General features: G+C 30.1%; 11 protein-coding genes. 7 read left to right on the top strand and 4 right to left on the bottom strand.

The window, feature by feature from the left end; genetic code table 11:
- Position 1: 1 nt before the first annotated feature.
- Positions 2-1210: a phosphoglycerate kinase gene (locus EU91_RS06685; RefSeq protein WP_032523967.1), complete on the bottom strand. Its 1209-nt coding sequence runs from the start codon at positions 1208-1210 to the stop codon at positions 2-4.
- A gap of 214 nt (positions 1211-1424) precedes the next feature.
- Here EU91_RS06685 and ylqF point away from each other — a divergent pair, with 214 nt between their 5' ends.
- Both ylqF and EU91_RS06695 read left to right on the top strand, forming a co-directional pair.
- On the top strand, positions 1425-2297 hold the full coding sequence (gene ylqF, locus EU91_RS06690; protein WP_032523966.1) for a ribosome biogenesis GTPase YlqF: 873 nt from the start codon (positions 1425-1427) through the stop codon (positions 2295-2297).
- The gene (locus EU91_RS06695) at positions 2288-3247 is read left to right on the top strand and encodes an RluA family pseudouridine synthase (protein ID WP_032523965.1); all 960 of its coding nucleotides are present in this window, start codon (positions 2288-2290) and stop codon (positions 3245-3247) included. The genes ylqF and EU91_RS06695 overlap by 10 nt, the downstream gene beginning before the upstream one ends.
- Here the strand turns inward: EU91_RS06695 and EU91_RS06700 are convergent.
- Positions 3240-4838 carry an ABC transporter ATP-binding protein gene (locus tag EU91_RS06700; RefSeq protein ID WP_032523964.1) on the bottom strand — a complete coding sequence of 533 codons (1599 nt, stop codon included), beginning with the start codon at positions 4836-4838 and terminating at the stop codon, positions 3240-3242. The genes EU91_RS06695 and EU91_RS06700 overlap by 8 nt on opposite strands.
- A gap of 54 nt (positions 4839-4892) precedes the next feature.
- Here EU91_RS06700 and EU91_RS06705 point away from each other — a divergent pair, with 54 nt between their 5' ends.
- Entirely contained in the window at positions 4893-7202 is a 2310-nt protein-coding gene (locus tag EU91_RS06705; protein ID WP_032523963.1) for a RelA/SpoT family protein, read from the top strand.
- Between the two features lie 18 nt (positions 7203-7220).
- Here EU91_RS06705 and EU91_RS06710 read toward each other — a convergent pair whose 3' ends face one another.
- Positions 7221-7664 (bottom strand): DUF2062 domain-containing protein, encoded by a 444-nt coding sequence (locus EU91_RS06710; RefSeq protein WP_032523962.1) that lies wholly within the window; start codon positions 7662-7664, stop codon positions 7221-7223.
- Positions 7665-7730: 66 nt separating this feature from the next.
- Here EU91_RS06710 and mnmE point away from each other — a divergent pair, with 66 nt between their 5' ends.
- From mnmE to EU91_RS06730, 4 genes are all read left to right on the top strand, one after another.
- Positions 7731-9113 carry a tRNA uridine-5-carboxymethylaminomethyl(34) synthesis GTPase MnmE gene (mnmE, locus tag EU91_RS06715; protein WP_032523961.1) on the top strand — a complete coding sequence of 461 codons (1383 nt, stop codon included), beginning with the start codon at positions 7731-7733 and terminating at the stop codon, positions 9111-9113.
- A gap of 83 nt (positions 9114-9196) precedes the next feature.
- Positions 9197-10075 (top strand): carboxylating nicotinate-nucleotide diphosphorylase, encoded by an 879-nt coding sequence (gene nadC / locus EU91_RS06720; RefSeq protein ID WP_032523960.1) that lies wholly within the window; start codon positions 9197-9199, stop codon positions 10073-10075.
- Positions 10076-10090: 15 nt separating this feature from the next.
- A complete protein-coding gene (gene argS / locus EU91_RS06725; RefSeq protein WP_032523959.1) occupies positions 10091-11905 on the top strand; it encodes an arginine--tRNA ligase in 1815 nt (604 codons plus the stop codon).
- Positions 11905-13014 (top strand): pyridoxal phosphate-dependent aminotransferase, encoded by a 1110-nt coding sequence (locus EU91_RS06730; protein WP_032523958.1) that lies wholly within the window; start codon positions 11905-11907, stop codon positions 13012-13014. The genes argS and EU91_RS06730 overlap by 1 nt, the downstream gene beginning before the upstream one ends.
- Here the strand turns inward: EU91_RS06730 and EU91_RS06735 are convergent.
- The gene (locus tag EU91_RS06735) at positions 13011-13736 is read right to left on the bottom strand and encodes an MBL fold metallo-hydrolase (RefSeq protein WP_032523957.1); all 726 of its coding nucleotides are present in this window, start codon (positions 13734-13736) and stop codon (positions 13011-13013) included. The two genes, EU91_RS06730 and EU91_RS06735, sit on opposite strands and share 4 nt — an antisense overlap.
- Between the last annotated feature and the right edge of the window lie 7 nt (positions 13737-13743).

The following is a 13743-nucleotide window of genomic DNA, read 5'->3' as shown; positions in this document are numbered from 1 at the left end:
TTTAAGCGTCGTTTAAAGCAGCTACACCAGGTAATGTTTTGCCTTCTAAAAGTTCCAAACTAGCTCCACCTCCAGTAGATATGTGAGACATTTTCTCGGCTAATCCTGCTTTCTCAACTGCTGCAACTGAATCTCCTCCACCGATTATTGTACAAACTTCAGAAAAAGAACTTAAGTCTGCAAGGGTAGTAGCTATTGCATTAGTACCTTCTGCAAATTTATCAAATTCGAAAACACCCATTGGACCATTCCAAATTATTGTCTTACATTCTGCAAGAGCATTCTGAAAAACTTTTATGGAATCAGGACCTATATCTAGACCCATCCAATTTCCACTAATTGAATCAATTTGAGATATTTTACTTTCCGCATCAGGAGAAAATTCATTAGCTAAAACAACATCAGTGGGCAATAATAATTCGACACCTTTTGCTTTTGCCTTTGCTTCTAGATCTTTTGCAAGCTCAAGTTTATCTTCTTCTACTAAACTCTTTCCAACATCAAGACCTCTAGCTTTGTAAAAAGTAAAGATCATACCTCCACCAATCATTATTTTGTCACACTTATCTAATAAAGAATCAAGCACACCTATTTTGCTACTAACCTTGGATCCTCCAACTATTGCTGCCAATGGACGATTTGGGGCATCTACCGCTCCTTGTAAGTATTGCAATTCTTTTTCTAATAGGAATCCAGCTACTGATGGACTCAAATAATTAGTAACTCCCTGAGTTGAAGCATGAGCTCTATGAGCAGCACCGAAAGCATCATTCACATACATATCTGCATGTGAAGCTAATTTTTTAGCAAACTCCAGGTCGTTCTTTTCCTCTTCACCAAAAAAACGAACATTTTCAAGTAAAAGAACATCTCCATTAGATAAGCTATTTGATTGTGCAACTGCTTCATCACCAATACAACTGTTAGTAAGAGCAACATTTTGCCCCAACAATTCACTTAATCTAGCTGCTACTGGAGTTAATCTCATTTTTTCATTTACCTGACCCTTTGGTCTACCAAAATGAGCAGCTAAAATAACTTTTGCAGAATTATTAATAAGATATTCAATAGTTGGGATCGCTGCACGAATACGCGTATCGTCAGTTATTTGACCATCTTCATTTAATGGAACATTAAAATCTACTCTAACAAGAACTTTTTTTCCTTCTAAATGTGTCTTATCAAGACTGGAAAGAGATAATTTTGACATTAAAAAAGCTATATTTATAATCTCAAGACCCTAACGTTTATTTGGGCTTATTGGGTTAAAAAGTAGTTACTGTTACCTATGCCTTAATAAATTTTAAGAATTAACGATTATAAAATTTTTTTTAGTCATTAAATTTATACTAAACTTTAGAAGTAAATACTTTTGAAACCTATAAAAACTAAAAGGAATACAAAATTTTATTTGATTTATTGAAGTGGACATACCCAAAATCCAATGGTACCCAGGCCATATCGCAAAAGCAGAAAAGAAATTATCTGAAGTTATCAATAAAGTAGATTTAGTTATAGAAGTTAGAGATGCACGAATTCCTTTGTCAACAGGACATCCACACTTAAATAAATGGATAAATAATAAAAAACATATTCTTGTTATTAACAGATCAGATATGATCTCCCCTAATACAATCAAAAGTTGGAATAAGTGGTTTAATGCTAATAATCAATATCCTCTTTGGTGTGATGCTAAAAGAGGAATAGGGATTAAAGAAATTTGTAAGTCAGCCAAAGATTCAAGGTCTTCAATTGATGATAGAAGGATTTCTAGAGGTATGAGAATAAGGCCAATTAGAGCCCTTACGCTTGGTTTTCCAAACGTAGGAAAGTCAGCATTAATTAATAGAATTGCAAAAAAAAGAGTTGTAGATAGCGCTAGGAAAGCAGGCGTAACTCGTAATATAAGATGGATAAAATTAGAAAGTGGTATAGATCTGCTAGATGCTCCTGGTGTTATACCTCCAAATTTAGAAGATCAAAAATCAGCACTTAATCTTGCACTGTGTGACGATATTGGTGAAGCTGCTTATGAAATAGAGAGTGTCGCAATTGGATTTATCAAAATTATATCCACTTTAAACAAAGATAAAAATGCGAATATCTCAGTTAAACAAATATCTAATAGATATGGAGTCGATATTACCAAAGGCTTTAAGAGTCCTTCTGCTTGGATTGACGAAGCAGCTTCAAAACATACCTCAGGCGATAAAAGGAGAATGTCTCATAAGTTATTGGAAGATTATAGAAATCAAATGCTGGGTAAAATTGCTTTAGAAGTCCCACTATGGAATTAAATAATCAAAATTCTTTCGGCATTGGAGAAGGTGAGCTTATAGAAATTATTTATGAGCTACCTCTTCCTATGAGGCTAGACAGATGGTTGGTAAGTAAAAGGCCAGAACAAAGTAGAGCAAGAATTCAACATTTTATAAATTCAGGTTTAGTACTTGTAAACTATAAAACCGCGAAAGCAAAGACCCCATTAAAAAATGGCGACAATATTCAAATATGGATGCCTCCTCCAGAACCTCTTATTTATTTGAAACCTGAAAAAATGGATTTAAATATCCTTTTTGAAGACGAGCACATCATAGTAATTAATAAACAATCAGGACTAATTGTTCATCCAGCACCTGGACACAAATCTGGAACTTTAGTGAATGGATTACTTTTTCACTGTAAAAATCTACCTGGAATTAATGGGAAACTAAGACCTGGGATTGTTCACAGATTAGATAAAGATACTTCCGGATGTATGGTGGTTGCAAAAAGCCAAGAGGCATTAGTAAATCTTCAGAAACAAATTAAAGAAAAAATTGCATCACGCGAATATATTGCAGTAATTCATGGAGCACCTAATTCTGAAAAAGGCCAAATAGTGGGGAATATTGGTAGAGATAAATTAAATAGATTGAAATATAAAGTAGTTGAAGAAACTTCAGGAAGGTATGCGTGTACCTATTGGAAATTAGAAGAGAGATTTGGCAATTACTCATTAATGAGTTTCAAACTAGATACGGGGCGAACGCATCAAATAAGAGTACATTGCGCTCACATTAATCATCCAATTGTGGGTGATCCTTTATATGGAAGATGTAAAAAACTACCATGTAAATTAGATGGCCAAGCTTTACATGCCATCAAGCTTGGACTTATACATCCAATTAATGGTAAAGAAATGATATTTGAATCAGAATTACCATTAGATTTTCAAAAATTACTAAGTGTTCTTAAAGTTAAATAAGATTTAAAGAGGAATTTAGAAGCGATTTTGTATACGTGTTTTGAGTTTTAGTGAATATTGTAGAACTTTCTCCTTCATCAACTATCTTTCCCTGATTCATGACTAACAACCTATCACAAAATCTTTTAGCAATGCCTAAATCATGAGTAATAAATATAATCGTTAAATTCATTTTTTCTTGCAAGACTCTAAGTAATTCAAGAATTTCTATTTTTACTGAAGCATCCAACATATTAACGCTCTCATCACAAATCAAAATTTTTGGTTTCAACAATAGCGCTCTGGCTAATGAAATTCTTTGCAATTGACCACCAGATAATTGGCTAGGATAAGAATTAAAAAAATCATTATTTAAAGGAAGATTTAAATTTCTTAACATTAATTTTATTTCTTTTTCAATTTTTCTTTTATCAGAAATTTTTTGAATAAAAAGTATATCCTCCAAAATATTTTTAATTGTCATTTTCGGATTCAAACTTGAAAAAGGATCTTGAAAAATTATTTGCAAATTATTATTCTTTTTAAAATATTTATTTTTTTTCGATGCATGATTCTTATCATAAATTTTTATTTCACCACCTCTTACTTTAATTAGTCCAATTAAAGCCCTACATAATGTACTTTTACCGCTCCCTGAAGAACCCACAATTCCAAGAGTCTCATTCTCATATAACTTGAAACTAACTTCATTTAAAGCCTTATTCCACTTATTAATGAAAATTGAAGAATTTAATTTATACCAATGTCTTAGGTTATTTACCTCTAGAACGACCTGATCTCGAGCATTATTTTTAGTATTTGGTTCTAATACTATTTTTGTAGCATTTACTAACTTTTTCCCAATATTTGATTTTGGTGATTGAAAAATATCTAATATATTCCCTTTTTCAACAATCGATCCATTTTCAATTATTGCAACTTTTTTACACCACTTTGCTGCAAGATTAATATCATGACTAATTAAAATTAAAGTAGTATCAAATTGATTACATAGATTAATTATTTCTTGCATAATTTCAAAACTTGTTTTGGTATCTAAGCTTGTTGTAGGTTCATCAGCTATTAATAATTTAGGTTTCAAAGCAAGTGCCATTGCTATAGAAACTCTCTGTCTCATTCCACCACTAAATTGATGCGGGAAAGAATCAAGTCTACTTTCTTCAATTCCAACTTTTTGAAAAACTTCTCTTACTAATTTTTTAATAGCCGTAGATGATTTAGTTTGATCATTTGTTTTAAATAATTCATATAAATGATCCCCAACTCTCATTAACGGATTAAGTTTTTTAATAGAGTCTTGATAAATAAATCCAAAATTCTTTCTTCTATATAATTGTGCATCTTTATTATTTATTTTCCTAGGGTCTACTCTAGAAATCGATAGATACCCTTCAGAAGTAGCCTTTTCGGGCAATATATTTACTAATGTTTTTGCAAAAGTGGTCTTTCCACATCCAGAAGGTCCTATTATGGCCAAATGATCTCCACTATCTATTTCCAAATTAAAATTTTTGATAATAGGTTGCTGTTTTAAACCATATTTAACAGTAAGATTTTTAACTACAATAATTTTTTCTTTATTTTTTTCCATGATTTATAGCAAATTTTTCTAGACCTAAATAAAATACATCTAAAGCAATATAAAATGTCAGAGGCAGCTGCAAATTCAAAAGAAAAAAACGAAATTGAAGTTTCCAAAACTATTTTGCCTGAAAATAAAAAATATGAAAGTGAATCTTTGAATTATCAAATAAAAATTCCCGATTGGCTTCTTAAAGATATTAATAGTTTTGAAAAATCAAATAAAGAAAATGATGAGAATCAAAACCTTATAGTAAAGGCTTTTAAACTTGCTTACAAAGCTCATGATGGACAATTCCGCGCGAGCGGCGAGCCATACATTATCCACCCGGTTGCTGTTGCAAATCTCCTCAAAGAAATAGGTGCTAGTTCATCTGTTATTGCTGCAGGCCTTTTACATGATGTTGTTGAAGATACTGGAATTGATTTATCCGAAATAGAAACAAATTTTGGATTAGAAGTAAAAATACTTGTGGAGGGTGTAACAAAATTAGGTGGAATCCACTTTAACAACAGGACTGAAGCACAAGCTGAAAATCTTAGGAAAATGTTTTTGGCTATGGCCAGCGATATCAGAGTTGTGTTAGTAAAACTTGCAGATCGACTTCATAACATGAGAACAATTGAATGGCTAAATGATGAGAAAAAACTAAGAATAGCGAGAGAGACAAGAGAGATTTATGCACCATTAGCTAATCGACTAGGAATAAACAGATTTAAATGGGAATTAGAAGATTTAGCTTTTAAATTCCTAGAGCCTAAAGAATATCTAGATCTTAAAGATCAAATCGCTGTTAAAAGAAGTGATAGAGAAAAAAGATTAAAAGTAACTTTAAATCTTATGAAGGAAAACTTGGTTTCAGCAGGTTTGAAAAATTTTGAAAAAACAGGAAGGCCAAAACATCTTTATGGCATCTGGAGCAAAATGAAAAGACAACAAAAGCATTTTCACGAGATTTATGATGTTGCTGCCCTTAGAATTATCGTGGACAATTCAGATAGTTGTTACAGAGCTTTAGCAGTTGTTCATGATACTTTCAAACCAATTCCAGGAAGATTTAAAGACTATATAGGATTACCAAAACCCAATGGGTACCAGTCCTTACACACTTCTGTGATTGGGAGACATCGACCTATTGAAGTTCAAATTAGAACTGCTTCGATGCATCAAATTGCTGAATATGGTATTGCTGCTCATTGGCAATACAAAGAAGGTGGTTCTCCTGCTAAAAGTAATGCCGAGAGATTTAATTGGCTAAGACAATTAGTAGAATGGCAACAAGAAGGTAATGAAAGGGATCATAATGATTATTTAGCTTCAATTAAAGAAGATTTATTTGATGAAGAAGTATTTGTAATCACTCCAAAAGGAGATGTTGTTGGTTTAAGGAAAGGATCTACCGCGATAGATTTTGCCTACAGAATTCATTCTGAAGTTGGAAATCACTGTAGTGGAATAAGAATTAATGAAAAGCTTTCTCCATTATCTACAGCACTTCAAAATGGTGACTTCATAGAAATTTTGACAAGTAATAATGCTACTCCAAGCTTGGATTGGCTGAACTTTGTAGTTACGCCAACTGCTAAAAATAGAATCCGCCAATGGTATAAGAAAAGCCATCGTGATGAAACGATTAAAAGAGGTAGAGATTTACTTGAAAAAGAAGTAGGTCGAAACGGTTTTGAAGCATTACTTTCTAGTGAAGCCATGAAAAAAGTTGCAAATCGATGCAATTTAAAAACTTCTGAAGACCTTCTTGCATCTCTTGGTTTTGGTGGTTTAACTTTGCATCAAGTATTAAATAGACTAAGAGAAGAAATAAAATTACAAACAGAAGATGTAAAAAATGTTTCTGACTCTGAAATAGCAAAATCTATTAAAAGTAATAGTAATTTATCCACTAATAAATCTAATGCGGCAGCTAAATCACCAATTTCCGGGATAGAAGGTCTTGATTACAGAATAGGTAAATGTTGTACACCACTTCCAGGCGAGGATATTATCGGAACTGTATCGCTTGGCAACCATGGGATAACCATACATAGGGAAGATTGTGAAAATGTAATACCAATTCCAATAGAGAGGAGATTACCTGTTGGTTGGAATCAAGATAATAAAACTGGCGATAATAAGTTTCCAATTCAGCTACGAATAGAAGTAATAGATAGAGTTGGAGTCCTTAAAGATATTCTTATGCGGTTATCTGATAAAGGTATAAACGTTAGCGATGCAAATGTTAAAACTGCTTATGGTAAACCAGCTATTATAAATCTTTGTGTAGGTCTTGAAAGTTATAATCAACTTCACAAAACAATTGAACAAATTAAATCAATGGCAGATGTTTTAGACATTGCCAGAGTTGGACAAAGTTAATTACAAACTCAGATCAATCTATCTTTTACTTTTTATCTTGTAGATAAAGAAAGCAATACTTCCGCAAATCAAAGCTAATAAAATACCTACAAATGAAGAACCTAAAAGTAATTTTAGGGAAAAAATTCTTCCTTGGTTCCATAAGTCATCAATAACTAAATTCTTTTCAAGAATTTTATTAGAAGAATTATTAAAAAAAATCGAACCAACTTTATAGTTAAAATAATAAAGTGGAATATAAGTAAAAGGATTGCTGATCCAAGTACCAATTGCAGCTAGAACAATATTTCCCTTTGCTATTTTCGCTAAAAATACCCCTATTAAAGTCTGAAACCCAAAAAAAGGAAAGCAGCCACTAAATACCCCTATAGCTAAACCTGTAGCATTAAAGAAAGGACTTCCATTCTGATTCCTAAATAATGATAGAATTTTCTTATAGGTAATATCTCTTTTAAATCTCATTCAGAAAGAAAATTTCAAAATTAAATTCTTGATAATTTTACTTAATTATCCATAACAAAGCGAGAGATGGATTCGATAGTTACTACAGAAGATACCATAGCCGCAATTGCTTCAGCTATAAGTATAGGGAAAGGAGGAGTTGCGATAATAAGAGTATCAGGGAAAGACTCAATAAATTCTTGCAAAAAGATTGTTCAAACTAAATCCAAATATGCATGGGAATCACATAGAGTTTTTTATGGTTTTATTAAGGAAAATAAACAAAATAAATTTATAGATGAGGTTTTAATTTTAGTAATGAAATCACCAAATAGCTTCACAGGAGAGGATGTAGTGGAACTTCATTGCCATGGAGGAATTATCATAGTAAATAAAGTTCTAAAAAGATTATTATCTTGTAATTCTAGAGTTAGACTCGCAAATCCAGGAGAATTTAGTCAAAGAGCTTTTCTTAATGGAAAAATAGACCTTACTCAAGCCGAGTCGATTAATCAATTAATTAATGCAAGTAATACAAGATCAGCAGAGTTGGCTTTTAGTGGGATTCAAGGAGAAATAAAGAAAAAAATTAATGATATTAAAAATGACCTTATAAATCAACTTTGCGAAATAGAAGCGAGAGTTGATTTTGAAGAAGACTTCACAGATTTTGATTACACAAAATATCTAAAAAAAATTAAAAAAGTAAAAGAAAAAATAGAATTACTAATAGAAAATGCAAAAAGAAATTCATATATTCACAATGGAATATCCATTGCGCTTATAGGTAAAACAAATGTTGGTAAAAGCTCTTTACTAAATTTGCTTGCAAAAAAAGAAAAAGCAATCGTAACTAATATTCCTGGAACAACTAGAGATGTTATTGAAGTTAATTTAACTATTAATGATATTCCAATGAAAATAATTGATACTGCTGGCATAAGAGAAACTCATGAACAAATTGAAAGTATTGGAATTAAAAAAAGTTTTGGGAAAATTAAAGAGTCAGATTTTATAATTTATATTTATAGTCTTGAGGAAGGATTTAATGAAGAAGACAAAAAAATAATAGAAGAAATCCCCAAAGACAAATTAATTACTATTTTGGGCAATAAAAAAGATTTAATTGATCGCAAAAATATTAATTCAAATGAGTTAAAAAACACAATTCTGATGAGCATTAAGCATAATGATGGTGAAAGATTATTAATCGACACAATCATAAAAAAATGTGGATTAAAACAAGTAGAAAATATCAATATATTTTTAAACGAAAGACATCTAACAAATTTGTCTGCTTGCCTATCTAATTTAAATGATACTGATGAAATCATTAAAAATAAATTGCCATTTGATTTGTTATCGATAGAACTGAGAGATGGAATTCAAAACTTATCTAAAATAACTGGTCAAGAATTAACGGAGGAACTTCTAGATAATATTTTTTCTAAGTTTTGTATTGGTAAATAAATTTGAGTTAAATTAGATAGTGATATATAGTTGATTCTCTAACTTTAGATGAATTTTCATTAATTAATTATTTTTTTAGTTTAGTGGATTTAAATACTCCAATAATTAGTAAGATCATTGATAATTGGATCGATGAAGATATAGGGAGGGGAGATCTTACAAGTCCTTCTATTACAGAAGAGAATGGTAATGCATATTGGATTGCAAAAGAAGGTGGTATATTTTGTGGTGTAGAGATAATAAAAGAAATTTTTAAAAAAATTGATTTAAAAATCAGTTCAAAATTTAATATCTCTGATGGAGATCAATTTGTTAAAGATCAAAAACTCTTAGAAATATATGGACCTTCAAAAAGTTTGCTAGCTAGTGAAAGAATAGGCTTAAATATAGCAATGCATTTATCTGGAATATCAACATACACAAAGAATCTTGTAAATAAGTTAGAAGGTACAAATATAAAATTAGCAGATACTAGGAAAACTACTCCTGGCTTAAGAATATTTGAAAAATATGCATTCAAATGCGGAGGTGGAGTGAATCATAGAATGGGATTATACGACTCAGCTATGATAAAAGAAAATCACATTGCATGGACAGATAATCTTAATAATGCAGTAAAAAAAATTCGACTAAATTCACCTTTTACAACTCATATCATAATTGAAGCTGAGAATATCGAACAGGCAAAAGAAGCAGTATTAGCAGGAGCAGATAGTGTCTTATTAGATGAACTGAGTCCTGAAACAATCAAAAAAAACGTTCAAGAATTAAGAGATTTATCAATGAATAGCTTAAAAAAAGAAGTTAATAAAAATTTGATAATAGAAGTTTCTGGAATTAACCCTGAAGAAATTAGTAAATATCTAATAAAAGGTATTGATTTGATTTCAACAAGTTCTTCAATCACCAAAAGTAATTGGATTGATTTGAGTATGCGTTATATTAAAAAATCATATAGATAAATAATTGAATAATTAATGCTAATCATTTTTAAAGAATTAACAAAACAATTTGAAAAATCTCTTTTAGATAGTCTTGAAAAAAATGATAAAAAAGGAGAATTTGAAATTCTTCGAAAAAATTTAATTACACAATCATCAAAAGAGGAATTTGGTGATTATCAATGTAATGTTTGTTTAAGTTTATCTAAAATATATAAGAAGAATCCAAGAGATATTTCTACTGATTTAATTAACCTTTTAAATAAAAATAAAAGCATAACAAAATTATGTAAGAGTCTAGAAATAGCTGGACCTGGATTTATCAATATAAAATTAAAAGATGAAGTTCTCATAAATGAAATTAAATCAAATATTCAATGCCAAAGGGCTGGCGTACCTCAAATTAAAAAAGATTTAGATAGTGGTTTATCAAATAAAGTCATCGTAGATTTTTCTAGTCCTAATATTGCTAAAGAAATGCATGTAGGGCATTTAAGATCAACAATAATAGGCGATTCAATATCAAGAATTTTCGAGTTAAGAGGTTATCAAGTATTAAGGCTGAATCATGTTGGCGATTGGGGAACGCAATTTGGAATGCTTATTACTCAGCTCAAAGATTTATATTCAAATAATTTAGAAGAGATAGGGAATATTAAAATAAGTGATTTAGTTGAATTTTATAAAGAATCAAAAAAAAGATTTGATAATGAATCTGAATTCCAAAAAAGATCTAGAGAAGAAGTAGTTAAGTTACAAAGTGGAGATATTAAATCGATTAAAGCTTGGAAATTATTATGTGATCAATCTAGAAAAGAATTTGATGAAATCTATAGAAATTTAAAAATAAAAATAGAAGAAAGAGGTGAATCTTTTTATAATCCCTTCTTAAAATCAGTTATTGAGGATTTGAATTTTAAAAAAATATTAATAGAAGATCAAGGGGCAAAATGTGTATTTTTAGATGGGATGACTAATAAAGAAGGCAAACCTTTACCGCTAATTATTCAAAAAAAAGATGGAGGTTTTAACTACGCTACTACCGATCTTGCTGCTATAAGATACAGATTCAATAAACCACCTGATGGAGATGATGCTTCTAGAATTATTTATGTAACTGATCATGGACAAGCAAATCATTTTGCTGGAGTTTTTCAAGTTGCAAAAAAAGCAAAATGGATCCCAGACAATTGTCAAGTAGACCATGTCCCTTTTGGTTTAGTTCAAGGAATTGATGGCAAAAAACTAAAGACAAGGGAAGGTGAAACAATACGTTTAAAAGATTTATTAAAAGAAGCAGTTAGAAGAGCAAAAGAAGATTTATTGAAAAGATTAGAAGATGAAAATCGTTATGAGACAGAAGATTTTATTACAAATACTTCAAGAATCATTGGATTAGGTGCTGTTAAGTATGCAGATTTAAGCCAAAATAGAATTACTAATTATCAATTTAGTTTTGATAAAATGCTTTCCCTGAATGGTAATACGGCTCCCTATTTGTTATATACACTGGTAAGAATTGCAGGAATTAATAGAAAAAATGATTTTTTTTATGACTCTAAAGATTGTCAATATATAAATTATGAACATAAATCTGAATGGAAACTTATTCGAAAATTACTTAAGTTCGATGAAGTCATAATATCTATTGAAAAAGACTTAATGCCAAATAGATTATGCAATTATCTTTTTGAGCTATGTCAGACTTTTAATAGATTCTATGATCAAGTTCCAATACTCAAAGAAGAAAAATATAAAAAAATTTCTAGACTGAATTTATGTGATCTAACTGCAAAAACACTAAAATTAAGCTTAGAGCTTCTAGGAATTGAAACTTTAGAAAGAATGTAATGAATGATTTTAATCCAGTAGATAATCTTTTCCCAAATCCAAGAGAAGAAATAATAAATATGCAGTCTTACTCTGCACCTTTAGAAAATAGAAGAAATTTACTCCGCTTAGATTTTAATGAAAATACTTTAGGTCCAAGTCCTAAGGTAATAGAGGCATTACAAGCGATAAAATTAGATGAGATTTCAATTTATCCAGAATATAATTTTTTAAAAAAATTTTTATGTGAAAAATATCTTGATTCAAGGAAATTTGATAATGATGAAATCGGAATTTTCAATGGAGCAGATGCAGCAATAAATGCAATTTTCCATTGCTTTGGAGAAAAAGATCAAATATTTCTAACCACAAATCCAACTTTTGGTTATTATTCTCCTTGCGCAGAAATGCGAGGAATGAAGAAAATCAGTTGTTCATACATTGGAGAAAATTTTATATTCCCCATGGAAGAATTTGGTGAAAAAATAATAAAGCATAATCCCAAGTTAATATTTATTTGCAACCCTAATAATCCAACAGGAACGGTTTTAAGCTCTCAAGAAATAATTAACTTAGCTAATCTCAAAAAAGATTCATTGATAATTGTTGATGAACTATATGAAAAATTTGACGGAGATAGTCTTCTTAGATCAATAGATTTTGAAAAGAATAAAAACATACTAATAATACAATCTCTCTCAAAAACTGCAGGTTTAGCTGGTTTAAGAATAGGCTTTACTTTTGGCAATAAAATTTTAATTAAATACATCAATAAAGTTACAGGACCATATGATGTTAATAGCTTTGCTATAACAGCAGCATTAGCAGCACTTAATGACAAATCATATGTAGAAAATTATGTTTTAGAAGTAAAAAAGGCAAGAGAATGGATTTTAAATAAATTTAAATCAACAAAAATCAGAACTCACTTCAGTGGAGGTAATTATTTCTTAATTTGGCCTAAAAAAGATCCTAAAATATTAATAGAACAGATGAGAGAAAAAGGTATTCTTATTAGAAGTATGGAAAACAAAAAAGATATTGGTCAGTCAATAAGGGTTAGTATTGGAACAAAAGAACAGATGAGTTTTTTCTGGGATAATTACAAGGATTTAGATTTAATAAATTAATCACTGAAAATATAAATTGTATTTTCATCTATTCTTTTAGGTTTTATTTTAAAATTTTTTCCTACATATTTTACTTTGAAATCTTTCATATTTTCGATAAACAAATCAGCATTTGAGAAATCACATTCTTTATTAATTTTTTTCCCGCGAACAAAATGAACAGGAATAACTACATTAGGTTTTAAAATATTAATGATTCTTGAGGCTTCTTTCCCATCATAAGATTTTTTTCCCCCTCCAATTGAAATAAATAAGATATCTGGGCGAGACAAAATAATTTGACTATTGATATCAATATCACCAGCAGCACCTCCCATATGAACAATTTTAAGATCATTCTGCTCCCAACTCCAAACAGTTGCCATCCCAAATCTTCTTCCATCTACTCTGTCATGTGGGACGGAAATTCCATTTAATAAAATATCCTCAAATTGGTAGATTCCTGGCTCTACAAACATTAATTGATTATTAGGATTATATCCTTCATCTGGAAGCCTAGAACTAGCCAATATAAAATCCACGTTGACTTCTTTTGGCTCTTTTAAATTGCTTGCACAACCTATTGCTTTAAAGGGATTTATAAGAATCGATTTTTCAGCACTATTAATTAAGAAACTACTATGTCCTAGACTTTTTATTACTAAATTTCTTGCCAATAATGAGGTCGGCAAAAAAGAGCTGAATAGTATAAAAAAGAAAATGTTTTTAATTTGAGAAATCATATTATAA

Origin of the sequence: Prochlorococcus marinus str. GP2 (genome assembly GCF_000759885.1) — a bacterium.
Lineage (GTDB): Bacteria > Cyanobacteriota > Cyanobacteriia > PCC-6307 > Cyanobiaceae > Prochlorococcus_A > Prochlorococcus_A marinus_J.
The sequence above is the reverse complement of the archived record's forward strand: the minus strand, read 5'-3'. Positions and strand labels throughout refer to the sequence as shown.

Excerpts from the sequence above, each read along its gene's own strand:
- EU91_RS06685 (WP_032523967.1), bottom strand. The coding sequence starts at position 1,210 with ATGTCAAAATTATCTCTTTCCAGTCTTGATAAGACACATTTAGAAGGA.
- EU91_RS06695 (WP_032523965.1), top strand. The coding sequence starts at position 2,288 with ATGGAATTAAATAATCAAAATTCTTTCGGCATTGGAGAAGGTGAGCTT.
- EU91_RS06700 (WP_032523964.1), bottom strand. The coding sequence starts at position 4,838 with ATGGAAAAAAATAAAGAAAAAATTATTGTAGTTAAAAATCTTACTGTT.
- EU91_RS06705 (WP_032523963.1), top strand. The coding sequence starts at position 4,893 with ATGTCAGAGGCAGCTGCAAATTCAAAAGAAAAAAACGAAATTGAAGTT.
- EU91_RS06710 (WP_032523962.1), bottom strand. The coding sequence starts at position 7,664 with ATGAGATTTAAAAGAGATATTACCTATAAGAAAATTCTATCATTATTT.
- mnmE (WP_032523961.1), top strand. The coding sequence starts at position 7,731 with ATGGATTCGATAGTTACTACAGAAGATACCATAGCCGCAATTGCTTCA.
- argS (WP_032523959.1), top strand. The coding sequence starts at position 10,091 with ATGCTAATCATTTTTAAAGAATTAACAAAACAATTTGAAAAATCTCTT.
- EU91_RS06730 (WP_032523958.1), top strand. The coding sequence starts at position 11,905 with ATGAATGATTTTAATCCAGTAGATAATCTTTTCCCAAATCCAAGAGAA.
- EU91_RS06735 (WP_032523957.1), bottom strand. The coding sequence starts at position 13,736 with ATGATTTCTCAAATTAAAAACATTTTCTTTTTTATACTATTCAGCTCT.